This is a genomic window from Kitasatospora gansuensis (assembly GCF_014203705.1).
Classification (GTDB): domain Bacteria; phylum Actinomycetota; class Actinomycetes; order Streptomycetales; family Streptomycetaceae; genus Kitasatospora; species Kitasatospora gansuensis.
In genome coordinates this window covers 5,343,294-5,368,503 of record NZ_JACHJR010000001.1, presented here as the reverse complement: position 1 = coordinate 5,368,503, position 25,210 = coordinate 5,343,294, and the positions used below count along the sequence as shown (strand labels likewise).

Below are 25,210 nucleotides of genomic sequence, written 5' to 3'. Positions count from 1 at the left end.
CCCCGGAGTCGGGGGCGGAAGGATGATGAGCGGTGTCTGCGCAGGTCATGATCCCAACGGACCGGGTGAGGTAGTCCCGTGCACATCGTCATCATGGGCTGCGGCCGGGTGGGTTCCGCCCTTGCGCGCGCGCTCGAGAAACAGGGTCACTCGGTCGCCGTGGTCGACCAGGACCCGACCGCCTTCCGGCGGCTCGGTTCGGGGTTCAACGGCCGGCGGGTGACCGGGGTCGGCTTCGACCAGGACACCCTGCGCGAGGCCGGCATCGAGGAGGCCGGGGCGTTCGCCGCGGTCTCCAGCGGTGACAACTCGAACATCATCGCCGCCCGGGTCGCCCGGGAGAACTTCGGCGTGGAGAACGTCGCGGCCCGGATCTACGACCCCCGCCGGGCCGAGGTCTACCAGCGCCTGGGCATCCCGACCGTGGCCACCGTCCGGTGGACCGCCGACCAGATGCTGCGCCGGCTGCTGCCCAGCGGCGGCGAGCCGCTCTGGCAGGACCCCAGCGGCGGCGTGCAGCTCGCCGAGGTGGCGTACGCGCCGGCCTGGGTCGGCCACAAGCTGACCGCGCTGGAGGAGGCGTCCGGGGCCCGGATCGCGTTCCTGACCCGGCTGGGCGAGGGCGTCCTGCCGACCCCTCAGCTCGTGGTCCAGGAGGGCGACCTGGTGCACGTGATGCTGCGCCGGGCCGACCTGGACACCGTCGAGGCCGCGTTCGCGCAGGGCCCGCAGGAGGATGAGCACTGATGAGAGTCGCCATTGCCGGAGCCGGCGCGGTCGGCCGCTCGATCGCGGGCGAGCTGCTGGAGAACGGCCACGACGTCCTCCTGATCGACAAGAACCCGAACTCCATCTCGGTCGAGCGGGTCCCGATGGCCGAGTGGCTGCTGGCCGACGCCTGCGAGATCACCTCGCTGGACGAGGCCGCCCTGCAGCGCTGCCACGTGGTGATCGCCGCCACCGGTGACGACAAGGTCAACCTGGTCGTCTCACTGCTGGCCAAGACCGAGTACGGGGTGCCCCGGGTGGTCGCCCGGGTGAACAACCCGAAGAACGAGTGGCTGTTCAACGAGTCCTGGGGCGTGGACGTCGCCGTCTCCACCCCGCGCCTGATGTCGGCGCTGGTCGAGGAGGCCGTGAGCGTCGGCGACCTGGTCCGCCTGATGCGGTTCAGCCAGGGCAACGCCAACCTGGTCGAGCTGACCCTGGCGGCCGACACCGAGCTGGTCGGCACCCGGGTCGGGGACGTGGCCTGGCCGCCGGACACCGCGCTGGTGACCATCATCCGCGAGGGCCGGGTGCTGGTGCCGGGCAAGGACGACACCCTGGAGGGCGGCGACGAGCTGCTCTTCGTGGCGGCCCAGGAGCGCGAGGAGGAGCTCGAGGAGCTCCTGTCGGCGGGCTCCGGCGCCCAGTAGCGGGTACGGGAACTGACGAAGGGCCCCACCGTGCGGTGGGGCCCTTCGGCGTTACTTGGGCTCTTCGTCCTCGAGCTCCGCCTTGATCGGCGGCGGCGCCTTGAGCAGGATCTGCCAGGTCACGTACATCGCCAGCAGCAGCGGCGGGATGCCCAGCGCGACCTTGAGCCAGCCGAGCAGGTTGACGTTCCCGGTGAAGTAGAGCGGGAAGAGGATCACCGGCTTGATGCCCATGATCACCACCCAGGCCCAGGTGGCCTTGGTGTACGCGGCCAGCCGGCCCGGGTTCTGCTTGCGCCAGGTGAACATCTCACCGGTGATCGGGCCGAGCATCACGCCGATCAGCGGCCAGCGGACCAGCGCGGAGACGGCCAGGCCGACGCAGTAGCCGACGTTCCAGAGCAAGCCGGGCAGGTAGAAGTTCTCCGCCTTGCCGGTCTTCATCGAGATCCAGGCGCCGAGCGCGACCCCGAACACGCCGCTGAAGGCGTGCTGGACGGTCTCCCGGCGGAACAGCCGGACCACCACGAACAGCAGGCTCAGCCCGAGCGCTGCCCAGGCGGCTGGGGCCACCTCGTGGGTGATGTTGAAGGTGATGATGAAGACCAGACCGGGCAGGGTCATGTCGATCATGCCCCGGACACCGCCGAAGGCCTTCAGCACCGTGTCGGCCGCCTCCTTGGAGGCAGCCTCGCGACCGGCCCGCTCCTCCTCCGCCGTCAGGGCGGGGGGGACGGGCTTGGCCAGGTCGAGCTGGGCGGCGGGGTCGCCGCCGGGCAGGTTGGTCACACTCACTCGCTCCCGTGTCCGGCCGGACGCAGTTCGTAGCGGGGGTTGAACAGCACGCGGCGCCCGCGTGCGTGACTGATCCGGCCGGTCGCGATGAGCCGACGGCCCGGCTCTATACCGATGATCGAACGGCGGCCGAGCCAGACCACGTCCAGCGCGTCACTGCCGTCGAAGAGCTCGGCCTCCAGGGCGGGGACCCCGGCCCGGGGGCGGAGGGTAACGGTGCGCAGGGTCCCGGCCACGGTGACCACCTCGCGGTCCCCGCAGCTGGCGATCGGAGTGCAGCCCGACTCCGCCGTGTCCTGCCGCAGCTCTTCCGCGTCCAGCTCCTCGGAGGAGGAGGTGAGGCGGCTGATCATGCGGCGGAAACGGCCCTGCGGCTGCTCGCTGCTGTTGTCACCACTCATGTCGGAAGGGTACCGGTTTCAGCTTGCCGAACGTCAGTACCAGCAGCCTCCGGGGTCAGGGTTCGAAGCGGTAGCCCATGCCGGGTTCGGTGATGAAGTGCCTGGGCCGGCTCGGGTCCGCCTCCAGCTTGCGGCGCAGCTGGGCCAGGTAGACCCGCAGGTAGTTGGTCTCGGTGCGGTAGGCCGGGCCCCAGACCTCCTGGAGCAGCTGGGTCTGGCTGACCAGCCGGCCCGCGTTGCGGACCAGCACCTCCAGCAGGTGCCACTCGGTCGGGGTGAGGCGGACGTCGGTGCCGTCCCGGTTGACCTTCTTGGCGGCCAGGTCGACCGTGAAGCCCTCGGTGACCACGGTCGACTCGTCCTCGCCGACCACCGGTTCGGCCCGGCGGATCGCGGCCCGCATCCGGGCCAGCAGTTCGTCCATGCCGAACGGCTTGGTGACGTAGTCGTCGGCCCCGGCGTCCAGCGCCTCGACCTTCTCGTCCGAGCTGTGCCGGGCGGACAGCACGATGATCGGCACCCTGGTCCAGCCGCGCAGGCCGCGGATCACCTCGACGCCGTCCAGGTCGGGCAGGCCGAGGTCGAGCAGCACCACGTCGGGGTGCCGGGCGGCGGCCAGTTCCAGGGCCGACGTGCCGTCATGGGCGGCGTCCACCTCGTACTTCCGGGCCTTGAGGTTGATCACCAGGGCGCGGACGATCTGCGGTTCGTCGTCCACGACGAGGACCCGGGTCATACGGGCTCCGCCTTTCCGTTGGAGGAAGTGGGTTCGGGTACGGCGGCGGGCAGCACGACCACCATGGTCAGCCCGCCGCCCGGGGTGTCCTCGGCGGCCAGCGTGCCGCCCATCGCCTCGACGAAGCCCCGGGCCACGGCCAGGCCGAGCCCGACGCCGGCGCCGCGCGGGGCGTCGCCGTGGCGCTGGAACGGGGCGAAGATCCGCTCCTTGGCGTCCTCCGGCACGCCGGGGCCGCGGTCCACTATCCGCACCTCGACCTGGCGGGCGGCGCCCGGGCGGTCGATCGCGGCGGCCCGCACCAGCACGTCGGAGCTGTACTTGACGGCGTTCTCCACCAGGTTGGCGAGCGCCCGCTCCAGCAGTCCGCCGTCGGCCCGCACCATGGCGAGCGTCTCAGGCACGTCGAGGCGGACCGAGCCGGGCGGCACCCCGCCGAGCGCGTACGGGACCACCTCGTCCAGGTCGGTGTCGCGGATCAGCGGGGCCACCGTGCCGGTCTGCAGGCGGCTCATGTCCAGCAGGTTGTTGATCAGGTGGTCGAGCCGGTCGGCGCCGGTCTCGATCCCCGCCAGCAACTCGGCCTCGTCCTCCGGGCTCCACTCGACGTCGTCCGCGCGCAGCGAGCTGACGGCTGCCTTGATCCCGGCCAGCGGGGTGCGCAGGTCGTGCGAGACGGCGGCCAGCAGGGCGGTGCGGATCCGGTTGCCCTCGGCCTCCCGGCGGGCGGCGGCGGCCTCCCCGGCCAGCCGGCGGCGCTCCAGCAGGGCCGCGCCCTGGGCGGCGTACGCGCCGAGCAGACGGCGGTCGGCGGCGGGCAGGACCCGGCCGCGCAGCACCAGGGCGAGGTGCTCGCCGACGGGTACGTCCACGTCGCCGTCCTCGGGCCGGGCCGGCGGGTGCGGGCCGCGGGCTGCGGCGGGCTGCCAGGGCGCGTGGTCGTCGGCTCGCTCCAGCAGGGCGGCGGAGTCCTGCTGGAAGGTCTCCCTGACCTGGTCGAGCAGGGCGGACAGCATCCCGTCGCCGCCGGGGGCGCCGCGCAGCACGGTGCCGGCCAGCGCGCTCAGCGACTGCGCCTCGGCCTGGCCCCGGGCGGCCTGCTGGGTGCGTCTGGCGGCCAGGTCGACCACCGAGGCGACCGCGATGCCGACCGCCGTGAAGATCGCCACGGCCAGGATGTTCTGCGGCTCGGAGATGGTGAAGGTGTGGATCGGCGGCGCGAAGTAGTAGTTCAGCGCCGAGGAGCTGACCAGCGCGGAGGCGATCGCCGGGACGAGCCCGCCGACCAGCGCCGCGCAGACGGTCAGGCAGAGGAAGAGCAGCATGTCGGTGGAGAGCCCGAGGCCGTTCACGTGGGTGAGCAGCAGGGTCAGCAGCGGCGGGCCGCCGACCCCGATCAGCCAGCCGAGCAGCGTCCTGGTCCGGCCCAGGTCGGTGACCTTGCGCAGCGGCACCCGGCCCCGGCCCTTGGCGACCTGCTCGTGGGTGACGGTGTGCACGTCGATGTCGCCGCTGCCCCGGGTGACGGTGGCCCCGACCCCGGGGCCGTACAGGTACTGCCAGGCCCGGCGGCGGCTGCTGCCGAGCACGATCTGGGTGGCGTTCACCCCGCGGGCGAAGTCCAGCAGGGCGGCGGCCGGGTCGTCGCCGAGCACGGTGTGGAAGGTGCCGCCGAGGCTCTCGGTCAGGGCGCGCTGCTCGATCAGGGTCTGCGAGGAGCTGCCCGCCCCGGCCAGTCCGTCCGAGCGGGCGATGTGCACGGCGAGCAGCTCGCCGCCGGAGGCCCGGTCGGCGATCCGGGCGGCGCGCCGGATCAGGGTGGCGCCCTCGGGGCCGCCGGTCAGGCCGACCACGATCCGCTCGCGGGCCTGCCAGGTGCCCTCGATACCGTGCTCGGCCCGGTAGCGCTGGAGGTACTCGTCCACCCGGTCGGCGGTCCAGAGCAGCGCCAGCTCGCGCAGCGCGGTGAGGTTCCCGGGCCGGAAGTAGTTCGCCAGCGAGGCGTCGATCCGGTCCGGCGGGTAGACGTTGCCGTGCGCCAGGCGGCGGCGCAGCGCCTGGGGTGACATGTCGACCAGCTCGATCTGGTCGGCCCGCCGGACCACCTCGTCCGGCACCGTCTCGCGCTGGCGGACCCCGGTGATGCCCTCGACCACGTCGCCGAGCGACTCCAGGTGCTGGATGTTGACGGTCGACACCACGTCGATGCCGGCCGTCAGCAGCTCCTCGACGTCCTGCCAGCGTTTGGCGTTGCGGCTGCCCGGCACATTGGTGTGGGCCAGCTCGTCCACCAGGGCGACGGCCGGGCGCCGGGCCAGCACCGCGTCGAGGTCCAGCTCGCCCAGGGTCACCCCCCGGTACGTCAGCTCCCGCCGTGGGACCAGCTCCAGACCCTCGATCAGCTCGGCGGTCCGGTCCCGCCCGTGGTGCTCGACGAAGCCGACCACCACGTCGGTGCCGCGCCGCACGCGCCGGTGCGCCTCGGCCAGCATGGCGTACGTTTTGCCGACGCCGGGTGCCGCCCCGAGGTAGATCCGCAGCCTGCCGCGTGCCATGCGCACCATTCTTGGTCAGCCGGGCGGGCCACGCCCCCGGACACCTGTTCGTCTGCCCCGAGCGTACGGCCGTCCGGCCGGGAATCCGCTGATCAGGTGATCCGTCCGGCCAGTCTTAGCGAGCTCTTGACGGCGGGTCGGCGAATTCGGGAACGGACTCCAGCGCCGCCCGGAACTCCTCGGCGTGCTGGTACCGCTGCGCCGGGCCGCCGCTCCGGCGCCGCTTCACGCCGCGGCCACGCCCGTGCAACACCCCGCTGGGAGCATCGACCGCATGCTCTCTCTGGTCGCTCCCCCCACGACGGCCCGGGCGCCGCAGCCCGCCGAGGGCGGCGGTGCCGGGGCGGTGCTGCGGGCCGTACTGGCCGACGGGCCGCTGGCCCGGGGCGCCGTCGGACGGGCCACCGGGCTCAGCCCGGCGGCGGTCTCCCGGCACACCGCCGACCTGATCGGCCTCGGCCTGGTCCGCGAACTGCCCGCCCCGGACGGACCGCCCCGGGCCGGCCGCCCGCAGCTGCCGCTCGACGTGGACAGCCGCCACCACCTCGCCTGCGGGGTGCACATCGGCGTCCCTTTCCTCACCTTCGCGCTGCTCGACCTGCGCGGCCGGGTGGTCGCGCACGAGCGGCTGCCCCGCCGGGGCGACGCCGCCACCGTGCTGGCCACCATCCGCGACCACCTGCCCGGCTTCCTGGCCCGCCGGGCGGCCGGCCGCTCGCTGCTCGGCCTCGGGGTGGTCACCGGCGGCTGGGTCGACTCCGACCGCGGCACCGTGGTCGAGCACGGCCCGCTCGGCTGGCGGGACGTCCCCGTCCGGGCCGAACTCGCCCGCGCCACCCGGCTGCCGGTGCACGTCGACAGCCACGCCCGGGCCCTGGCCCAGGCCGAGCTGCTGTTCGGCGCGGGCAGCGGATCGACCGAACTCGTCCAGCTCTTCGTCGGCAACGTGGTCGACGCCGCCTTCGCCACCGGCGGCACCGTCCTGCGCGGCCGCCGCTCCCGGGCCGGCAACGTCGGCCACCTGCCCGTGCCCGGCTCCACCGAACCCTGCGTCTGCGGCCGCACCGGCTGCCTCCAGGCCACCGTCTCCGAACGCACCATCGCCCGCCGCGCGCACGCCCAAGGTCTCGTTCCCGCACCGGACTTCGAACTGCTGCTGGCCCTGGCCCGGGCCGGCGACGAACGGGCCGAGGCGCTGCTCCGGGAGCGGCTGCGGCTGGCCGCACCGGCCGCCGCGCTGCTGCTCAACGTCCTCAACCCCGAGGTCCTGGTGGTCAGCGAAGCCGGGCTGACGGTCCGTCCGGACCTGGCCGGCTACCTGTACGAACAGGTCGCCCGGCACGGTCCGGTGGAGCCCGGCCAGCTGGTGACGGCCGCCTCCTTCGGCACCGACGTGCTGGCGGTGGCGGCCTGCGCGGGCGTACTGGACAGCGCGTACCAGCGGCCGATGGAGCTGCGCACCGCGCGCAGCTCATGACGGGCGGATTAATTCCGTCAGCGGGCGAATCACTGTCCGACTCCCTTGCCCGGAAGGAGAATTGGGGACAATCCCCTGTCTCCTCCGGATCCGGAGCACCTCACCATGCCCACTGCCGACCGGCAACTGCACTTCAACCTCTTCCTGATGGGCGTCGGCCACCACGAGGCGGCCTGGCGCCACCCGCGCACCGACCCGCAGCAGGCCGCCGACATCGCGCACTTCCAGCGCCTCGCGCAGACCGCCGAGGCCGCCTCCTTCGACTCGGTCTTCCTCGCCGACGGCGTGGAGGCCCGCTCGGACGGCGGCTGGGGCCTGATCAGCCACTTCGAACCGTTCACGCTGCTCACCGCGCTGGCCGTGGTGACCGAACGGATCGGCCTGATCGGCACCGTCTCCACCGGCTTCAGCGAGCCGTACAACCTGGCCCGGCAGTTCGCCTCGCTGGACCACATCAGCCACGGCCGGGCCGGCTGGAACATCGTCACCTCGGCCGGCGAACGCTCCGCGCAGAACTTCAGCCGCTCCGCCAACCAGGAACACGGCGTCCGCTACCAGCGGGCCGCCGAGTTCCTCGACGTGGTCACCGCGCTCTGGGACAGCTGGGAGGACGGCGCGCTCACCCTGGACCGGGCCACCGGCGCCTTCGCCGACGCCGACCGGGTGCACGAGATCGACCACGTCGGCGAGCACTTCCAGGTCCGCGGACCGCTCAACATCCCCCGCCCGCCGCAGGGCCACCCGCTGCTGGTGCAGGCCGGCTCCTCCGACAACGGCCGGGCGTTCGCCGCCCGTTGGGCCGAAGCGGTGTTCACCGCGCAGCAGACCCTGGCCGAGGGGCAGTCCTTCTACGCCGACCTCAAGCGGCAGGCGGCCGGCTTCGGCCGGGCCCCCGAACAGCTCGTGGTGCTGCCCGGGGTGGTGCCGGTGCTCGGCTCCACCGAGGAGGAGGCCCACCGCCTGGACCGCGAGCTGGACGAACTCATCAACCCCGCCCGCGCGGTGGGCGTGCTCTCGACCGTGCTCGGCGTCGACCTCACCGACCACCCGCTGGACGAGCCGCTGCCCCCGCTGCCGCCGGTGACCGAGATCAACGGCGCCAAGAGCCGGTTCGAGCTGATCCGCGACCTGGCCGAACGCGACCGCCTGACCCTGCGTCAACTCGTCGGCCGGCTCGGCGGCGGCCGCGGCCACCAGGTCGTCGTCGGCACCCCCGAGCAGCTCGCCGACCACATCGAGACCTGGTTCACCCAGGGCGCCGCCGACGGCTTCAACATCATGCCGCCGATCCTCCCCGACGGCCTGACCGACTTCGTCGAGCAGGTGCTGCCGATCCTGCGCAAGCGCGGCCTGTTCCGCGAGGGTTACACCGGCCGCACCCTGCGCGAGCACTACGGCCTGCCGCGCCCGGCCGGGCGCTTCTCCTGACCTGACTGACCGACTGACCCAACGCGAAAGGGGCGCCCACCGGTTGGTGGGCGCCCCTTCGGCCTTGGGTCAGGAGGTGTAGTGCGGAGCCTCGTCCCCCTCGATCAGGTAGCTCGCCTCACCGCTCACCCCGACCGGCACGTCCCCCGCCACCGTCACCCGGTGCAGCCGACGCGGCAGGTCGTCGTAGTCGTCCGGCGCGTAGTGCTGGGTCGAGCGGTTGTCGAACAGCACCAGGTCACCGACCGACCAGCGCCAGCGCACCACGTTCTCCGGCCGGGTCACGTACGCCTGCAGGCTGCGCAGCAGGTCGTGCGACTCGGCGGACGGCAGACCGATGACGCTCTGCGCGAACCCGCCGACGAACAGTCCGCGTTCGCCGCTCTCGGGGTGCACCCGGACCACCGGGTGGGCGGTCCGGTACTTGACCGCGGTGAAGACCCGGCGGCGCTCGGCGTCCGCCTCGTCCAGCTCCTTGCCCTGGGCGTAGTCGTAGTCGTTGGTGTGCACCGCCCAGAGCCGGTCGGCCAGTTCGCGCAGGGCGTCCGGCAGGTCCCGGTACGCCCCCTGGGAGTCGGCGATCAGCGTGTTGCCGCCGTAGGGCGGCACCACCAGCGCGCGCAGCGTGCTGGCCTTCGGCGGGGTACGGACGAAGGTGACGTCGGTGTGCCAGCGGTTGGCCCGGCCGCCGTCCTCGCTGTCCACCGGCAGCACGCTCGGCTGCCCCGCCAGGGACGGGACGGTGGGGTGCGCGGTGGTCAGCGCGCCGAAGTTGGCGGCGAACCGCAACTGGCCCTCGTCGTCCAGGTGCTGCTCCCGGAAGAACAGCGCCTTGTGTGCCACCAGCGCCGCGTTCAGCCGGCCCACGGTGTCCGCGTCCAGCGGCTTCGAGGTGTCGACTCCGGTGATCTCGGCGCCGATCCGGCCGCCGACCTTGTGGATCTCCAGGCTCATGACTCGTGTCCCCTCTTGACGGGTATTCAGGAAATGATTGGGCCAGGAAGTGATCGGGGCTCAGGAAGTGATCGGGGCGGCGCCGAACGCCGGGCCGACCGCGCGCAGTGCGCCCGGGGTCCGGCCCCGGCCCCAGCCGATCTGGGCCCGGTAGCTGCCGAGCAGGCCGGACTCGGCGAGCTCGCGCTCGTCCTGGGCCGGCTGCGGGTGGGTGTGCGGGGCGACGAACAGCGCGTCCGTCGGGCAGTTCGCCTCGCACTGGAAGCAGGTCTGGCAGTCGCTCTGGCGGGCGATCACCGGGAGGCCGTCGGCGCCCCGGTCGAAGACGTCGGTCGGGCAGACCCTGATGCACTTGTCGCAGGCGATGCAGCGCTCCGGCGAGACCAGTTCGATCACGCCGCCACCGCCGTCAGCGGCCGGGTCCAGACCTCGTCCAGACCCCCGGAGGCGATCCGGTGGTGCTGGGCCGCGTCCTGCCCGGGGAAGTCCAGCCGCCTGGCCATCCCCCGGCTCTCCGTCCTGGCCAGCGCCGAGCGGTACATCCAGCGGGCGTTGGCGGTCAGCGCCGCCGCCTGCCGGGCCACCACGGCGTCGCGGCCGGTGCCGTGCAGCCCGCTCCGCAGCCGCGTCCAGGTCTCGTCCAGCACGGCGAGCGCCCCGGTCAGCACCTCGCCGTGCCGCAGGTAGTTCTTCTCGTACGGGAGCACCTCGCCCTGCACCGCGCGGATCACCTCGCGGGCGTCGACGTCCCGGGCGCCGAGCGGCCGCAACCCGGCGCCGCCGGCCGCGCTGACGGACCGTCGGGCCGCACCGGCCCCCAGCGCCAGCGCGTACCCGGCCGCACCGCGTCCGGCCCAGCTGCCGGAGGACATCGCCCAGGCCGCGTTGTGACTGCCGCCGCCGGTGAACCCGCCGCAGATCTCCTCCCGGGTGGCCGCGTCCCCCGCCGCGAACAGGCCGGGCACCGTGGTCCGGCAGTCGTCCCCGACGATTCGGATGCCACCGGTGCCGCGCACCGTGCCCTCCGCGATCAGGGTGACCGCGAACCGCTCGGTGAACGGGTCGATGCCGAGCCGGTCGAAGGTCAGGAAGAAGTTCGGCTGGGCCAGCCGCATCGCCGCCCTGGCCGCCGGGTCCGCCCGGTCGAGCCGGGCGTACACCTTGCCGGTCAGCAGCTCCCGGGCGATCACCGAGCGCCCGCCCTGGCTGGCCGCGCCCTCCAACTCCTCGCCGTTCTCCCGGTAGAAGGTGGCGAAGGAGTAGAACGCGGTCTTGGTCACCGAAGTGTGCTCGGGCGCGATCCCGTACGCGTTGGAGAACTCCATCCCGGACAGCTCCGCCCCCAGCTCGGCCGCGAACAGCGCACCGTCCCCGGTGTCGGTGTCCGTGCCCAGCGCCTTGCTCAGGAACGCGCAGCCACCGGTGGCCAGCACCACCGCCCCGGCCCGGAACAGGTAGTCGTGGCCCTCCTGCCGCCGGTGGCCCGCCGCCCCGGCCACCGATCCGTCGGCGGCCCGCAGCAGTTCGGTCACCGGGCTGTGGTCGAGCACCCGGACCCCCGCGCGCTTCACCCGGATCCGCATCCGGCGCATGTACTCGGGCCCCTGCAGACCGTTCCGCAGCTGCCGCCCGTCCGGACCGGTCGGGAAGGGGTAACCCCGGGTCTCGGCCAGCTCGTTGATGTTGGCGTAGGTCCGGTCCAGCACCCGTCCCATCCAGCGCCGGTCGGCCAGGTAGCCGCCGAGCGCCTCCCGGCTGGCCATCGCGGCCTCGCGGGCCGCCGGTTCGGGCTCCACGTACCAGACTCCGGTGCCACCGGCGGCAGTTGCGCCGCTGGTACCGCAGTAGCCCTTGTCGGCGAGGACCACGTCCGCGCCCGCCCGGGCCGCGTCCAGCGCGGCCCAGGTGGCGGCCGGACCGCCGCCGACCACCAGGACGTCCGTACTCAGCTCCTGCACGACTCTCTCCTCAACTGTTGAGCGGGGCCCGCCAGGCGGTGAAGCGGCGCTCCAGCCGGACCAGCAGCTGGTTGAACACCACCCCGATGACCGAGATCGTGACGATGCCCGCGTACATCTGCGGGATCGCGAAGTTGTACTGCGAAGCGTTGATCAGATAGCCCAGACCGGCCTTCGCGCCGACCATCTCGGCCGCCACCAGCACCAGGATCGACACCGCCCCCGCCAGCCGGATGCCGGTGAACACCACCGGCACCGAGGCAGGCAGGATCACCTTCTGGAACAGCTTCACCGGCGACAGGTCCAGCGAACGGGCCAGTCGCAGCAGGGTCGGGTCGACGCTGCGCACCGCGCTGATGGTGTTCAGCAGGATCGGCCACAGGCAGGCGTACAGCACGATCGAGATCTTCGAGGTCTCGCCGATCCCGAGGATCAGTACGAAGACCGGCAGCAACGCCAACGCGGCGGTGTTGCGGAAGAGTTCGAGCAGCGGACTGAGCAGGTTGGCCACCGGGCGGTACCAGCCGATCAGCAGCCCCAGCGGGACCCCGATCAGCACCGCCAGACCGAAGCCGCTGAGTGAACGGTTCAGGCTGGCCCAGGTGTTGACGCCCAACTGGCCGTTGTCCAGCAGGCCGAGCCAGGCGTCCAGCACCTCACTGGCCGGCGGCAGGAAGGTCCGGTCCACCAGCTCGAAGCGCGGCGCCAGCTCCCAGAGCACCAGCAGCAGGGCGATCGCCACCGACTTGGTGACGGCGGTGAACAGCAGACCCGGCAGCCGGGACGGACGGCGGGCCGGGGCGAGCGGCTTCGGGACCGGCAGGCTGATCGACGGCGCGGACCGCAGGTCGGTGCTCATACGTGGGCCACCTCTCGCTCCAACTGCTGGGCCCGGCTGACCTCGTCGTGCAGCAGGCTCCAGATCTCGTGCCGGTACCGGGCGAACTCCGGTGCGGAGCGCAGGTCCTGCGCCTTGGTCCGCTCGCCCAGGTCGATCGGGACCACCTCCTTCACCCGGCCCGGACGGGAGGTCAGCACCGCCACCCGCTGGCCGAGGTAGACCGCCTCCTCGATGCCGTGCGTGATGAACACGACGGTCTTGCCGGTGCGTTCCCAGATCCGCAGCAGCTCGTCCTGGAGCAGCTCCCTGGTCTGCGCGTCCAGCGCCGCGAACGGCTCGTCCATCAGCAGCACCCCCGGGTCGTACGCCAGGCTGCGGGCGATCGCCACCCGCTGCTTCATCCCGCCGGACAGCTCGTGCGGATGCCGGTCCTCGAAGCCGGTCAGGCCGACCAGACCGAGGTACTCCCGTGCCAGCGCGGCCCGTTGACGGCGCGGCACCCCGGTCGCCTCCAGGCCGAACTCGACGTTGCCCTGCGCGGTGCGCCACGGCAGCAGCGCGTACTGCTGGAACACCACGCTCCGGTCCAGCCCCGGCCCGGTGACCGGCCGGCCGTCCAGCAGGATCCGGCCACCGCTCGGCCTGGTCAGGCCGGCCGCCAGGTCCAGCAGGGTGGACTTGCCGCAGCCACTGGGCCCGACGATCACCACGAACTCACCGGCGGCGACGTCCAGGTCCACCCGGTCCAGCGCGGTGAACTCGGCGCCGTTCCTGACGGGGAAGGTCTTGGTCACCTGCTCGAAGCTGATCCCACTCGTCATGCTCTCAACCCCCGTACGTGTTGAACGCGTTGGTGTACAGGTCGCCCGGCTTGACCTGGCCGGCCTTGATGTCGCCGTGCGCGACCAGCCAGTCGATCCAGAGCTGGAACTCCTGGTCGTTGATCCGGCCACCGGTCTCGGCCACGCCGGTGGAGCGCCAGTACTGGAGGGCGGCGGTGTCCTCGTTCCGGCCCCGCTTCTTGATGATCGCGGTGCTGCGGGCGATCACCTCCTCGCGCGGCGTGGTCCTGGCCCACTCGATCGCCTTGGCCACGCCGGTGACGAAGATCCGGGAGGTGTTCGGGTTCTGCTTCAGGAAGCGGTCGGTCAGCACGAAGGTGCCCGCGCTGAACTTGCCGAGCAGGTCGTAGTCGCTGAACAGTGGCCGGATCCCGCCCGTCGCCAGCGCCTTGTCGCGCAGGATGCTGCCCAGCACCGCGACCTCGATCTGCTTCTGCCGCAGGGTCTGCTCGCCGTTCACCGGCGGGATCACGATCGGCTCGACCTTGGCGATCTCCGCCGCCGTCAGCCCGTTGCGCTGCAGGTAGATGTCGAGCAGCGCCTCGCTGTGCGCGCCCAGGGTGTTCATCCCGACCTTCTTGCCCTGCAGGTCCCGGGCCGACCGGATCGGGCTGTCCGCCAGCACGTAGTAGCCGCTGTAGGTGAACTCGTCCACGCCGTAGTAGCTGATCACCGCCTTCACCGGGGCACCGGCCGCGATCAGCTTCACCACCGCGCCGTTGAACGCACCGCCGAAGTCGGTCTGGCCGGTCGCCGCCGACTGGATGTCCTGCGGACCGCTGATCGTGTTGCCGACCCACTCCAGCTTCACCTCGCCGAAGTAGCCGAGGTCCTCGGCCAGTTCGGGCAGCGTGACCTGCCCGGCCCAGCCCTGGTAGCGGAGCTTCCCGGTCTCGCGGCCGCCCTCGCTGGCGGTGGCCCGGCCGCAGGCCGTGACCGCGGACGCCGCGCCGACGGCGGCCAGTGCGAGGAAGGTGCGCCTGGAGGTGGTCGAGGCCATGGGTGTGGTCCTTTTCGGGGCAGCGGGGAGCGCCCGGCCGCCGAGGGCGGTCGCGAGGCTACGGGGTCGTCGAACGGCCCGCCCGGGAGACGGGCGGACTCGGGTACGCGGTCAGCGGTTTCGGCGTTACGGAGCGCCGGGAGAACGGCGGCCGGGCATGGGCGGGCGGTGCGTCGTCGTCAGCGACAGACGGCACAGATCGCGCTCGCGTGCCGTCGGAGATCGACGTGCAGGCGGCCCACAAGGCTCACGGCTCGGTTCACGTCCCTCAGCGTTCCAGCGCTGCGGGGCCCGGTCAACGAATGTTCCCCCGCCGGAAGAAACCCCGGTCGGGCGATGTGCGGCGTGGGTGCTGTGGAGTCCCCTGTTCTCCACAGCACCCACCTGGCCGGGACCGGGCGATCGCTGGCCCGCCCTCGGCTCGTACAGGACACGCCGCTCGACGAGAACAGGTTGCATCGAAATCCGGAAAAACTTCGGCAGGACTTCCGGAGCCCCACCGCCGTCAGCCGCGGCTGGGCAGACCCCTGGCCACCGGGCCCGCAGCACCCGTTCCGACCTCGCCGAACTGCTCCGCCGCCACCCGGAACTCCGGGTCCAGCACCACCGATTCGGCGGACTTGTCGGCCCTGTACTGCACCGTCAGCACCGCCAGTTGACGGCCACTCAGCCGGGTGGTGAACTCCTCCACCCGGCCCGGCCGCCCGGTCGAACCGACCGCCGCCGCCCGTTCCGCCCGCTCCCCCGCCGGCCAGCCAAGACCCGTGCACTCCGCCGTGCCCAGCAACCGGGTCGCCGCCTGCGCCGCCTGCGGCTCCGCCTCGAACTCCAGCAGGTACTGCACCGCCGTCACATCGGCCCGGGCGACGTCCCCGTGCACCAGCTCCCAGCGGCGCAGGGCCCCCAACGAGTCCACCAGCTCCGGCACACAGCCCTGAAGGGTGGGCAGCGCGAACGCCGAAGCCGCCACCAGCTGTGACCCCCACGGGCCGTACCGCCCCGGGCTCACCGGCAACTGCTCCCGGCCGAGCAGTAACTGACCACCCGTCGCGTCCACCGGCATCATCGTCTCCACCGAGCCGAACGGACTGCCGGGGCCGGGCAGGACCAGGGTCGGCGTGATGGTCCGCAACGACGGCGGCCCCACCAGCTCGGCGGCGATCCCGCCGCCGCCGTCCGACATCTTCGCCAGACCCCACACCCCGGCCGAGGCCAACACCCCGGCGACCAAGGTGAGTTCGATCCGTCGCCAACGCCGCCGACGCAACGCCCGGCCCAGCAACTCCTCGGGCTCGGGCACCCGCAGCCCGCTCAACTCCCCGCGCAGGCCGTCGAACAGGCCGTCCAACCGCGCGGTGGTGATGGCCGGACGATCCTGATCGTCCACGGTGATCGTCGTCCTCTCAGCCACGAGCGCTCAGCGTCCTCTTCAAGTTACGCTCCCGGCCGCTGCGTTGCTCCGGTACCGCAGGAGCGGGTCCGGCTTCGGCCGCACCCCGCTGCTGTTCTGGTTCCGAGCGCGGCCGCGGCGGCTGCCCGGGCTTCGGGGCCGACGCGGACTTCGGGCCCGACGGCACCTCCGGCTGACGGAGCGGCATTCGCAGACCACCCTCACCGTCCTCCTCCCCCAGCAACTCGGCCAACGCCTGCCGCCCACGGTGCAGCCGCGCCTTCACCGTCCCGACCGGGACGCCCTCCTCGGCCGCGATCTCGGCCACCGCCCGGCCACCCATGTGATGCAGCACCAGGGCCGACCGCTGCGCCTCCGGCAACCGCCGCAACGCCTCCACCAACGCCACCGACTCCGGCCCGGGCCCCGGCAGCGGACTCCCCTCGCCGTGCCGCACCCAGCTCCGCAAAGCCGTCCTGGCCCGCCGCCACCGGCTGATCGCGATCCGCTGACCGGTCAACCGCACCCAGGCCACCGGGTTCTCGTACGCGCTGAGCCGGCCCCAGTGGCTCCAGGCCCTCACGAACGCCTCCTGCGCGGCGTCCTGGGCATCGCCAAGATCCCCGGTCAGGGCGTAGAGGTGAGCAACCAACTGACCGTACGCACCTTCGTAGAACGCCCGGAAGTCGCTCTCCGCCTCGTGCCCTCGGTCACCGCCCATGACGGGTCAGTGTGCCGTGGACGGAACGCCGAGGCAACTGGATAGGGTCAAGGGCCGGAAATGCAGAAAGCCCCTCCGGGAGACCCGGAGGGGCTTTCTGTGAATGATTGTTCGGCGGCGTCCTACTCTCCCACAGGGTCCCCCCTGCAGTACCATCGGCGCTATGAGGCTTAGCTTCCGGGTTCGGAATGTAACCGGGCGTTTCCCTCACGCTATGACCACCGAAACACTATGAAACTGTATGACCGCACCACACCCGTGACCAAACGGTGTGGGGTCGTTGTTTCAGAACAACACAGTGGACGCGAGCAACTGAGGACAAGCCCTCGGCCTATTAGTACCGGTCAGCTCCACCCCTTACAGGGCTTCCACATCCGGCCTATCAACCCAGTCGTCTACTGGGAGCCTTACCCTCTCAAGGAGGTGGGAATATTCATCTCGAAGCAGGCTTCCCGCTTAGATGCTTTCAGCGGTTATCCCTCCCGAACGTAGCCAACCAGCCATGCCCTTGGCAGAACAACTGGCACACCAGAGGTTCGTCCGTCCCGGTCCTCTCGTACTAGGGACAGCCCTTCTCAATATTCCTACGCGCACAGCGGATAGGGACCGAACTGTCTCACGACGTTCTAAACCCAGCTCGCGTACCGCTTTAATGGGCGAACAGCCCAACCCTTGGGACCTACTCCAGCCCCAGGATGCGACGAGCCGACATCGAGGTGCCAAACCATCCCGTCGATATGGACTCTTGGGGAAGATCAGCCTGTTATCCCCGGGGTACCTTTTATCCGTTGAGCGACGGCGCTTCCACAAGCCACCGCCGGATCACTAGTCCCGACTTTCGTCCCTGCTCGACCCGTCGGTCTCACAGTCAAGCTCCCTTGTGCACTTACACTCAACACCTGATTGCCAACCAGGCTGAGGGAACCTTTGGGCGCCTCCGTTACTCTTTAGGAGGCAACCGCCCCAGTTAAACTACCCACCAGACACTGTCCCTGATCCGGATCACGGACCCAGGTTAGACATCCAGCACGACCAGAGTGGTATTTCAACGACGACTCCACAACAACTGGCGTTGCTGCTTCAAAGTCTCCCACCTATCCTACACAAGCCGAACCGAACACCAATATCAAGCTATAGTAAAGGTCCCGGGGTCTTTCCGTCCTGCTGCGCGAAACGAGCATCTTTACTCGTAATGCAATTTCACCGGGCCTATGGTTGAGACAGTCGAGAAGTCGTTACGCCATTCGTGCAGGTCGGAACTTACCCGACAAGGAATTTCGCTACCTTAGGATGGTTATAGTTACCACCGCCGTTTACTGGCGCTTAAGTTCTCAGCTTCGCCAACCCGAAGATTGACTAACCGGTCCCCTTAACGTTCCAGCACCGGGCAGGCGTCAGTCCGTATACATCGCCTTACGGCTTCGCACGGACCTGTGTTTTTAGTAAACAGTCGCTTCTCGCTGGTCTCTGCGGCCGGCCCCAGCTCAGAGTGCAAGACTCATCACCAGTTCCGGCCCCCCTTCTCCCGAAGTTACGGGGGCATTTTGCCGAGTTCCTTAACCATAGTTCACCCGAACGCCTCGGTATTCTCTACCTGACCACCTGAGTCGGTTTGGGGTACGGGCCGCCATGAAACTCGCTAGAGGCTTTTCTCGACAGCATAGGATCATCCACTTCACCACAATCGGCTCGGCATCAGGTCTCAGCCTTAATGAGTGACGGATTTGCCTATCACTCGGCCTACACCCTTACCCCGGGACAACCACCGCCCGGGCTGGACTACCTTCCTGCGTCACCCCATCGCTCACCTACTACAGACTTGGTTCAGCGGCTCCACCACGTCCCATTGTCCGAAGACTCCGGGCCGGCTTCGCGGCCTTAGCATCACCTGGTTCGACGTTGGCGCTTCAAAGCGGGTACGGGAATATCAACCCGTTGTCCATCGACTACGCCTGTCGGCCTCGCCTTAGGTCCCGACTTACCCTGGGCAGATCAGCTTGACCCAGGAACCCTTGGTCAATCGGCGCAAGAGTTTCCCACTCTTGTATCGCTACTCATGCCTGCATTCTCACTCGTGAACCGTCCACAACTGGATTCCTCCGCTGCTTCACCCGGCACACGACGCTCCCCTACCCATCACAGCGGGCGTTGGCCCTATAGCTGCAATGACACGACTTCGGTGGTGTACTTGAGCCCCGCTACATTGTCGGCGCGGAATCACTTGACCAGTGAGCTATTACGCACTCTTTCAAGGGTGGCTGCTTCTAAGCCAACCTCCTGGTTGTCTCTGCGACTCCACATCCTTTCCCACTTAGCACACGCTTAGGGACCTTAGTCGGTGTTCTGGGCTGTTTCCCTCTCGACCATGGAGCTTATCCCCCACAGTCTCACTGCCACGCTCTCACTTACCGGCATTCGGAGTTTGGCTAAGGTCAGTAACCCGGTGAGGCCCATCGCCTATCCAGTGCTCTACCTCCGGCAAGAAACACGTGACGCTGCACCTAAATGCATTTCGGGGAGAACCAGCTATCACGGAGTTTGATTGGCCTTTCACCCCTAACCACAGGTCATCCCCCAGGTTTTCAACCCTGGTGGGTTCGGTCCTCCACGAAGTCTTACCTCCGCTTCAACCTGCCCATGGCTAGATCACTCCGCTTCGGGTCTTGGGCATGCAACTCAGACGCCCTATTCGGACTCGCTTTCGCTACGGCTACCCCACACGGGTTAACCTCGCTACACACCGCAAACTCGCAGGCTCATTCTTCAAAAGGCACGCAGTCACGAGACGTAAGGCAAGCCTCACATCCGACGCTCCCACGGCTTGTAGGCACACGGTTTCAGGTACTATTTCACTCCGCTCCCGCGGTACTTTTCACCATTCCCTCACGGTACTATCCGCTATCGGTCACTAGGGAATATTTAGGCTTAGCGGGTGGTCCCGCCAGATTCACACGGAATTTCTCGGGCTCCGTGCTACTTGGGAGAAGCTCAAGTGAGCCGCACAGATTTCGTCTACGGGGGTCTTACCCTCTACGCCGGACCTTTCGCATGTCCTTCGACTATCCATACGGTTTCTGACTCACCGACCGGCCGGCAGACCAATCAAGAACTTTCCCACGACCCCGCTCTGGCAACCCCTGCCGGGTCTCACACCAAAACGGTTTAGCCTCATCCGGTTTCGCTCGCCACTACTCCCGGAATCACGGTTGTTTTCTCTTCCTGAGGGTACTGAGATGTTTCACTTCCCCTCGTTCCCTCCACACACCCTATGTGTTCAGGTGCGGGTGACAGCCCATGACGACTGCCGGGTTTCCCCATTCGGAAACCCCCGGATCAAAGCCTGGTTGACGGCTCCCCGGGGACTATCGTGGCCTCCCACGTCCTTCATCGGTTCCTAGTGCCAAGGCATCCACCGTGCGCCCTTAAAAACTTGGCCACAGATGCTCGCGTCCACTGTGCAGTTCTCAAACAACGACCAGACACCCACCCTCGGCACCCCTTATCGGGATGTCCTCAAGTAGGACCGGCACTGAAGCAACGACCATACGGCCGTTCCCTCAGGACCCAACAACGTGCCCGACACACCCAAACCCAGACCCTTTTCCACGCCGAAGCAGTACTAAGAGACGCGTCTGTGTGTGCCGAATAGTCAACGTTCCACCCATGAGCAACCGTGTGAGACATTCGCTCACATCCGGCTATGTGCTCCTTAGAAAGGAGGTGATCCAGCCGCACCTTCCGGTACGGCTACCTTGTTACGACTTCGTCCCAATCGCTGGTCCCACCTTCGACGGCTCCTCCCCTTACGGGTTAGGCCACCGGCTTCGGGTGTTACCGACTTTCGTGACGTGACGGGCGGTGTGTACAAGGCCCGGGAACGTATTCACCGCAGCATGCTGATCTGCGATTACTAGCAACTCCAACTTCATGGGGTCGAGTTGCAGACCCCAATCCGAACTGAGGCCGGCTTTTTGGGATTCGCTCCGCCTCGCGGCATCGCAGCCCTTTGTACCGACCATTGTAGCACGTGTGCAGCCCAAGACATAAGGGGCATGATGATTTGACGTCGTCCCCACCTTCCTCCGAGTTGACCCCGGCAGTCTCCTGTGAGTCCCCATCACCCCGAAAGGCATGCTGGCAACACAGAACAAGGGTTGCGCTCGTTGCGGGACTTAACCCAACATCTCACGACACGAGCTGACGACAACCATGCACCACCTGTATACCGACCACAAGGGGGCGACTATCTCTAGCCGTTTCCGGTATATGTCAAGCCTTGGTAAGGTTCTTCGCGTTGCGTCGAATTAAGCCACATGCTCCGCTGCTTGTGCGGGCCCCCGTCAATTCCTTTGAGTTTTAGCCTTGCGGCCGTACTCCCCAGGCGGGGAACTTAATGCGTTAGCTGCGGCACCGACGACGTGGAATGTCGCCAACACCTAGTTCCCAACGTTTACGGCGTGGACTACCAGGGTATCTAATCCTGTTCGCTCCCCACGCTTTCGCTCCTCAGCGTCAGTAATGGCCCAGAGATCCGCCTTCGCCACCGGTGTTCCTCCTGATATCTGCGCATTTCACCGCTACACCAGGAATTCCGATCTCCCCTACCACACTCAAGCCTGCCCGTATCGAATGCAGACCCGGGGTTAAGCCCCGGGCTTTCACAACCGACGCGACAAGCCGCCTACGAGCTCTTTACGCCCAATAATTCCGGACAACGCTCGCACCCTACGTATTACCGCGGCTGCTGGCACGTAGTTAGCCGGTGCTTCTTCTGCAGGTACCGTCACTTGCGCTTCTTCCCTGCTGAAAGAGGTTTACAACCCGAAGGCCGTCATCCCTCACGCGGCGTCGCTGCATCAGGCTTTCGCCCATTGTGCAATATTCCCCACTGCTGCCTCCCGTAGGAGTCTGGGCCGTGTCTCAGTCCCAGTGTGGCCGGTCGCCCTCTCAGGCCGGCTACCCGTCGTCGCCTTGGTAGGCCATTACCCCACCAACAAGCTGATAGGCCGCGGGATCATCCTGCACCGCCGGAGCTTTCCACCAACCCCCATGCAGAGGAAGGTCATATCCGGTATTAGACCTCGTTTCCAAGGCTTGTCCCAGAGTGCAGGGCAGATTTCCCACGTGTTACTCACCCGTTCGCCACTAATCCACTCCGAAGAGCTTCATCGTTCGACTTGCATGTGTTAAGCACGCCGCCAGCGTTCGTCCTGAGCCAGGATCAAACTCTCCGTGAATGTCTACCCGTAATCGGGTAACCACTTCGGAAGAGCGGCACGGCAACCACCGGAATAGGCGGTCCCGCGCACTGCGTCCTCGCTAGTGTTTTACTTCATAAAGGAATCTCCAACCCCACCAAAAGGTGAGGCCGGGGATGTCAACATATCTGGCGTTGACTTTTGGCACGCTGTTGAGTTCTCAAGGAACGGACACTTCCTTCGAGCCGCTTATCAGGCGGACCCTCCGGGCGCTTCGTTCGTTCTTTCGTGTTCCGAGCTTATCAGATCCGCTTTTCGGCTTTTCCGACTAGCTCTTGTCTTCATTGGCCTCGCGGCCCCTTCCGACGTTTCAAACTCTAGCCGATCCCCGCTCCGAAAAGCGAATCCAGCCGCAACCCATATAAACGCACACGACAAATAAACCCACCCCACGCAGAAGCGCAGAACAGTTCGATCAGAAGATGTGTTCAGAGGATTGGCCACCCCGGGACCGTCCGCGCCGATGCGTGTCCGGTGCTCCCTGCCGAGCGACTAGAGAACACTACCCCCGCCAGGGACCTGCCGCAAATCACCGGCGCACACCACCCTGGTGCAGGCGGTCAGGCCCAGCTTCACGTACTCGCCGTTCGGGTCGTCGTTGCTGGTGATCCAGTCCCGGGCCGCTTCCCGGGTCCGGCCGCCGGCCACGTGACGTCGCATCAGGCGTTCGTCCCGTACGGCGTCCTCGGCCTGGATGTACCAGAGCTCGTGCAGCAGGGCGCGGACCGAGCTCCACGGGGGCTCGTCATTGGCGAGGTAGTTGCCTTCGGTGATGACCAGGCGGGTGTGCGGCTGGATCACGTGGCGGCCGGCCACCGGCTCGTCCAGGCGGCGGTCGAAGCCGGGGGCGTAGATGTCGTTGAAGCGTTCCACCGTGACCCGGCGCAGCAGGGCGAGGTAGCCGAGCGAGTCGAAGCTGGCGGGTGCGCCCTTTCGGCTGCGCAGGTCCAGGCGGTCGAGCTGGGCGTTGGCGAGGTGGAAGCCGTCGAGCGGGAGGTACGCGGCGGTGCCGGGGCCCTCGGTGCGGTTGAGCTCGGTGACCAGGTGCCGGGCCAGGGTGGACTTGCCCGCGCCGGGCGGGCCGGTCAGGCCGAGGAGTGAGCGGCCCTTGTGGACGGTGCGTCCGTTCAGCAGCCGGGCCGCCAGTTCGACGAGTGCGGTGGGGTCGGTGGTGGGGGCCGGGTCAGTGGTGCGAGCCGCTCGGGCTTCCTCGTGCATGGGCGGCACCCTACTCAGCGAGTTCGGTCGTGAGAACCGGTACGTCGAAGGTGAGCGTCCCGGCGTCGGCGTCCAGGGTGGCGGGCAGGCCGAGCGGCACCGTGAGGGTGGAGGGGCAGTGTCCGAAGCCGAGCTCCCAGGCGACCGGGACGCCGAGCGGGGCGAGCCGGTCGGCGAGCACCGCCCGCACCTGGTCGAGGGGTTCGCAGCCTTCCCAGGAACCGAGTGCGATCCCGGCGACGCCGTCCAGGGCGCCGGAGCGGATCAGCTGGGTGACGATGCGGTCGAGTTGGTAGGGGTGCTCGCTGATGTCCTCCAGCAGCAGGATGGTGCCGGCGAAGGAGGGGCGGGCGGTGGCGGTGCCGCGTTCGGCCGCGAGCAGGTGGGCGCAGCCGCCCGCGGTGACGCCGTGGGCGGTGCCGGGGAAGAGCGGTCCGGCGCCGGGGGTGCCGACGACCAGGGTGGTGTCCGGGGTGAAGAGGGTGCGGCGCAGGTGTTCGGCGGTGGGCGGGTCGGCGATGAAGGTGGCTCCGGTGCCCATCGGGCCGTACAGGGTGGGGACGCCGAGGCGTTGGGCGACGGTCTCGTGCAGCACGGTGATGTCGCTGAAGCCGACCAGTGCCTTCGGCGGGGCGGTGCGCAGCGCGTCCCAGTCGAGCAGGTCGACCATCCGCTGGACGCCGTAGCCGCCGCGGGCGCAGATGACGGCGGCGATGGTGGGGTCGAGCCAGGCGCGCTGGAAGTCGGCGGCGCGGTCGGCGTCGGTGCCGGCCAGGTAGCCGAGGTGGCGGTCCGTCAGGTGTTCGCCGGGGACGACGTCCAGTCCCCAGGAACGCAGGATCGCCGTGCCCGCGGTGAGTTGGTCCAGGTCGATGGCGCCGCTGGTGGCGACCAGGGCGACCCGGTCGCCCGGCACGAGTCGGCGGGCGCGGCGCAACGCGGTCGACGGGGTCGGCGGGGTCGGCGGGTTCTGCTGAGGCATCGTCAGTCCTTACTCCGAGGGCAGGGCAGGCGCGCGACCCGGATCCGCGCGCCTGCCGACAGTCCTACCCCATGCCCATCGCGGACCTGACCTCCCCCAGGGTGGCTTCCGCGATGGCATTGGCCCGCTCGGCTCCCCCGGCCAGGACGGCCCGCAGCAGGGCCCGGTCGGCGGCGAGTTCGGTCCGCCGGGCGCGGAGTGGGCGGAGGTACTCGTTGACCGTCTCGGTGACCCGGCGTTTGAGGGCGCCCGCGCCGCCGTCGCCGATCTCGGCGGCGAGTTCGGCCGGGTCGCGGTCCTCGCAGAGCGCGGCGAGCTGGACCAGGCCGGAAACTCCGGGTCGGCGCTCCGGGTCATACGTGATGTGCCGGTCGGTGTCGGTGGTGGCGCCCTTGATCAGCCGGGCGGTCTCGTCCTCGGTCGCGCCCAGGGCGATCGCGTTGCCGCGGCTCTTGCTCATCTTGCCGCCGTCGGTGCCGGGGAGCAGCGGTGCGTCGGAGAGCAGCGGCTGCGGTTCGGGGAACAGCGAGGTGGCGTAGCGGTCGTTGAACCGGCGCGCGATGGTGCGGGTGGTCTCCAGGTGCGGGAGCTGGTCACGGCCGACGGGTACCAGGTTGGCCTTGCAGAACAGGATGTCGGCGGCCTGGTGGACGGGGTAGGTGAACATCAGCCCGCTGACGGTGGCCTGGCTGGAGTGCGCGATCTCGTCCTTGACCGTGGGGTTGCGGCCGAGTTCGGCGACGCTGACCAGGCTGAGGAAGGGGAGCAGCAGTTGGTTGAGTGCCGGGACGGAGCTGTGTTTGAAGATCGTGGTCCGCTCCGGGTCGATCCCCGCGGCGAGGTAGTCGAGGACCAGGTTCTCCGCGTGTTCGGCCGGGCGGTCGGCCCGGTCCCGGTCGGTGAGGGTCTGGTAGTCGGCGACCACCAGCAGGAGTTCGACGCCCATCCGCTGGAGTCGGACGCGGTTGTGCAGGGTGCCGAAGTAGTGGCCGAGGTGGAGCGGGCCGGTGGGGCGGTCGCCGGTCAGGACGCGGTACCGGTCGGGGTGCTGCTGGACGGTCTCGATCTGCATCAGGGGGCTCCTCGGTGGCTGACGGTGGGTCGGACCGGTCCGCCGGGGTGCCCTGAGGGAACGCAACAGGGCCGTCCGGTCGGACGGCCCTGGAGTCGTGCGTGAAGGGATGGCCGCCCTAGGACGGCCACCAGTTCAGGCACGGCTGCTGCTTCATGCCGTCC

19 protein-coding genes and 3 rRNA genes are annotated in these 25,210 nt (G+C 69.1%); 4 read left to right on the top strand and 18 right to left on the bottom strand.

Annotated features, from left to right (window positions below; all coding sequences use genetic code 11):
• The first annotated feature begins 78 nt into the window (after nt 1-78).
• Nucleotides 79-747 (top strand): potassium channel family protein, encoded by a 669-nt coding sequence (locus F4556_RS23990; RefSeq protein ID WP_184919416.1) that lies wholly within the window; start codon nt 79-81, stop codon nt 745-747.
• On the top strand, nt 747-1,418 hold the full coding sequence (locus F4556_RS23985; RefSeq protein ID WP_184919414.1) for a potassium channel family protein: 672 nt from the start codon (nt 747-749) through the stop codon (nt 1,416-1,418). The genes F4556_RS23990 and F4556_RS23985 overlap by 1 nt, the downstream gene beginning before the upstream one ends.
• A 51-nt stretch (nt 1,419-1,469) precedes the next feature.
• On the opposite strand, the gene F4556_RS23980 is transcribed toward F4556_RS23985, so the two are convergent.
• Genes F4556_RS23980 through F4556_RS23965 form a run of 4 tightly spaced genes read right to left on the bottom strand, consistent with a single transcriptional unit; the run spans nt 1,470 to nt 5,905 of the window.
• Nucleotides 1,470-2,207: a DUF3159 domain-containing protein gene (locus F4556_RS23980; protein ID WP_313068552.1), complete on the bottom strand. Its 738-nt coding sequence runs from the start codon at nt 2,205-2,207 to the stop codon at nt 1,470-1,472.
• A 2-nt stretch (nt 2,208-2,209) separates the two neighbouring features.
• Nucleotides 2,210-2,614 (bottom strand): OB-fold nucleic acid binding domain-containing protein, encoded by a 405-nt coding sequence (locus F4556_RS23975; RefSeq protein ID WP_057238435.1) that lies wholly within the window; start codon nt 2,612-2,614, stop codon nt 2,210-2,212.
• A gap of 55 nt (nt 2,615-2,669) precedes the next feature.
• On the bottom strand, nt 2,670-3,350 hold the full coding sequence (locus tag F4556_RS23970; protein WP_184919412.1) for a response regulator: 681 nt from the start codon (nt 3,348-3,350) through the stop codon (nt 2,670-2,672).
• A complete protein-coding gene (locus F4556_RS23965) occupies nt 3,347-5,905 on the bottom strand; it encodes a DUF4118 domain-containing protein (RefSeq protein WP_184919410.1) in 2,559 nt (852 codons plus the stop codon). The genes F4556_RS23970 and F4556_RS23965 overlap by 4 nt, the downstream gene beginning before the upstream one ends.
• Before the next feature lie 274 nt (nt 5,906-6,179).
• On the opposite strand from F4556_RS23965, the gene F4556_RS23960 reads away from it, so the two are divergent.
• Complete coding sequence (locus F4556_RS23960; RefSeq protein WP_184919408.1) at nt 6,180-7,382, top strand: ROK family transcriptional regulator; 1,203 nt, start codon at nt 6,180-6,182, stop codon at nt 7,380-7,382.
• Nucleotides 7,383-7,487: 105 nt separating this feature from the next.
• On the top strand, nt 7,488-8,810 hold the full coding sequence (locus tag F4556_RS23955; RefSeq protein ID WP_184919406.1) for an LLM class flavin-dependent oxidoreductase: 1,323 nt from the start codon (nt 7,488-7,490) through the stop codon (nt 8,808-8,810).
• Nucleotides 8,811-8,879: 69 nt separating this feature from the next.
• Here F4556_RS23955 and F4556_RS23950 read toward each other — a convergent pair whose 3' ends face one another.
• From F4556_RS23950 to trpS, 14 genes are all read right to left on the bottom strand, one after another.
• Complete coding sequence (locus F4556_RS23950; RefSeq protein WP_184919404.1) at nt 8,880-9,764, bottom strand: TauD/TfdA dioxygenase family protein; 885 nt, start codon at nt 9,762-9,764, stop codon at nt 8,880-8,882.
• A gap of 60 nt (nt 9,765-9,824) precedes the next feature.
• A complete protein-coding gene (locus F4556_RS23945; RefSeq protein ID WP_184919402.1) occupies nt 9,825-10,160 on the bottom strand; it encodes a 4Fe-4S dicluster domain-containing protein in 336 nt (111 codons plus the stop codon).
• On the bottom strand, nt 10,157-11,722 hold the full coding sequence (locus tag F4556_RS23940; protein WP_184919400.1) for an FAD-dependent oxidoreductase: 1,566 nt from the start codon (nt 11,720-11,722) through the stop codon (nt 10,157-10,159). The genes F4556_RS23945 and F4556_RS23940 overlap by 4 nt, the downstream gene beginning before the upstream one ends.
• 10 nt (nt 11,723-11,732) lie before the next feature.
• Nucleotides 11,733-12,581 carry an ABC transporter permease gene (locus F4556_RS23935; protein ID WP_184919398.1) on the bottom strand — a complete coding sequence of 283 codons (849 nt, stop codon included), beginning with the start codon at nt 12,579-12,581 and terminating at the stop codon, nt 11,733-11,735.
• Complete coding sequence (locus tag F4556_RS23930) at nt 12,578-13,384, bottom strand: ABC transporter ATP-binding protein (protein WP_184919396.1); 807 nt, start codon at nt 13,382-13,384, stop codon at nt 12,578-12,580. Before F4556_RS23930 ends, F4556_RS23935 begins: the two co-directional genes overlap by 4 nt.
• A 4-nt stretch (nt 13,385-13,388) precedes the next feature.
• Nucleotides 13,389-14,405 (bottom strand): ABC transporter substrate-binding protein, encoded by a 1,017-nt coding sequence (locus tag F4556_RS23925; RefSeq protein WP_184919394.1) that lies wholly within the window; start codon nt 14,403-14,405, stop codon nt 13,389-13,391.
• 505 nt (nt 14,406-14,910) lie between these two features.
• The gene (locus F4556_RS23920; protein WP_184919392.1) at nt 14,911-15,792 is read right to left on the bottom strand and encodes a hypothetical protein; all 882 of its coding nucleotides are present in this window, start codon (nt 15,790-15,792) and stop codon (nt 14,911-14,913) included.
• A gap of 16 nt (nt 15,793-15,808) precedes the next feature.
• Nucleotides 15,809-16,516 carry a SigE family RNA polymerase sigma factor gene (locus F4556_RS23915; RefSeq protein ID WP_184919390.1) on the bottom strand — a complete coding sequence of 236 codons (708 nt, stop codon included), beginning with the start codon at nt 16,514-16,516 and terminating at the stop codon, nt 15,809-15,811.
• Between the two features lie 109 nt (nt 16,517-16,625).
• Nucleotides 16,626-16,742: ribosomal RNA gene (gene rrf, locus F4556_RS23910) — 5S ribosomal RNA — on the bottom strand.
• Between the two features lie 88 nt (nt 16,743-16,830).
• Nucleotides 16,831-19,952: ribosomal RNA gene (locus F4556_RS23905) — 23S ribosomal RNA — on the bottom strand.
• Nucleotides 19,953-20,229: 277 nt separating this feature from the next.
• Nucleotides 20,230-21,753, bottom strand: a 16S ribosomal RNA gene (locus F4556_RS23900).
• The 16S, 23S and 5S rRNA genes sit together here, the layout of an rRNA operon.
• Nucleotides 21,754-22,266: 513 nt before the next feature.
• On the bottom strand, nt 22,267-22,992 hold the full coding sequence (locus F4556_RS23895; protein ID WP_184919388.1) for a nucleoside/nucleotide kinase family protein: 726 nt from the start codon (nt 22,990-22,992) through the stop codon (nt 22,267-22,269).
• Between the two features lie 10 nt (nt 22,993-23,002).
• A complete protein-coding gene (locus F4556_RS23890; protein WP_184919386.1) occupies nt 23,003-23,974 on the bottom strand; it encodes a S66 peptidase family protein in 972 nt (323 codons plus the stop codon).
• A 64-nt stretch (nt 23,975-24,038) separates the two neighbouring features.
• A complete protein-coding gene (gene trpS, locus F4556_RS23885) occupies nt 24,039-25,046 on the bottom strand; it encodes a tryptophan--tRNA ligase (RefSeq protein ID WP_221503684.1) in 1,008 nt (335 codons plus the stop codon).
• Nucleotides 25,047-25,210 lie beyond the last annotated feature (164 nt).

Excerpts from the sequence above, each read along its gene's own strand:
- F4556_RS23985 (WP_184919414.1), top strand. The coding sequence starts at position 747 with ATGAGAGTCGCCATTGCCGGAGCCGGCGCGGTCGGCCGCTCGATCGCG.
- F4556_RS23975 (WP_057238435.1), bottom strand. The coding sequence starts at position 2,614 with ATGAGTGGTGACAACAGCAGCGAGCAGCCGCAGGGCCGTTTCCGCCGC.
- F4556_RS23970 (WP_184919412.1), bottom strand. The coding sequence starts at position 3,350 with ATGACCCGGGTCCTCGTCGTGGACGACGAACCGCAGATCGTCCGCGCC.
- F4556_RS23965 (WP_184919410.1), bottom strand. The coding sequence starts at position 5,905 with ATGGCACGCGGCAGGCTGCGGATCTACCTCGGGGCGGCACCCGGCGTC.
- F4556_RS23960 (WP_184919408.1), top strand. The coding sequence starts at position 6,180 with ATGCTCTCTCTGGTCGCTCCCCCCACGACGGCCCGGGCGCCGCAGCCC.
- F4556_RS23955 (WP_184919406.1), top strand. The coding sequence starts at position 7,488 with ATGCCCACTGCCGACCGGCAACTGCACTTCAACCTCTTCCTGATGGGC.
- F4556_RS23950 (WP_184919404.1), bottom strand. The coding sequence starts at position 9,764 with ATGAGCCTGGAGATCCACAAGGTCGGCGGCCGGATCGGCGCCGAGATC.
- F4556_RS23935 (WP_184919398.1), bottom strand. The coding sequence starts at position 12,581 with ATGAGCACCGACCTGCGGTCCGCGCCGTCGATCAGCCTGCCGGTCCCG.
- F4556_RS23930 (WP_184919396.1), bottom strand. The coding sequence starts at position 13,384 with ATGACGAGTGGGATCAGCTTCGAGCAGGTGACCAAGACCTTCCCCGTC.
- F4556_RS23925 (WP_184919394.1), bottom strand. The coding sequence starts at position 14,405 with ATGGCCTCGACCACCTCCAGGCGCACCTTCCTCGCACTGGCCGCCGTC.
- F4556_RS23915 (WP_184919390.1), bottom strand. The coding sequence starts at position 16,516 with ATGGGCGGTGACCGAGGGCACGAGGCGGAGAGCGACTTCCGGGCGTTC.
- F4556_RS23895 (WP_184919388.1), bottom strand. The coding sequence starts at position 22,992 with ATGCACGAGGAAGCCCGAGCGGCTCGCACCACTGACCCGGCCCCCACC.
- F4556_RS23890 (WP_184919386.1), bottom strand. The coding sequence starts at position 23,974 with ATGCCTCAGCAGAACCCGCCGACCCCGCCGACCCCGTCGACCGCGTTG.
- trpS (WP_221503684.1), bottom strand. The coding sequence starts at position 25,046 with ATGCAGATCGAGACCGTCCAGCAGCACCCCGACCGGTACCGCGTCCTG.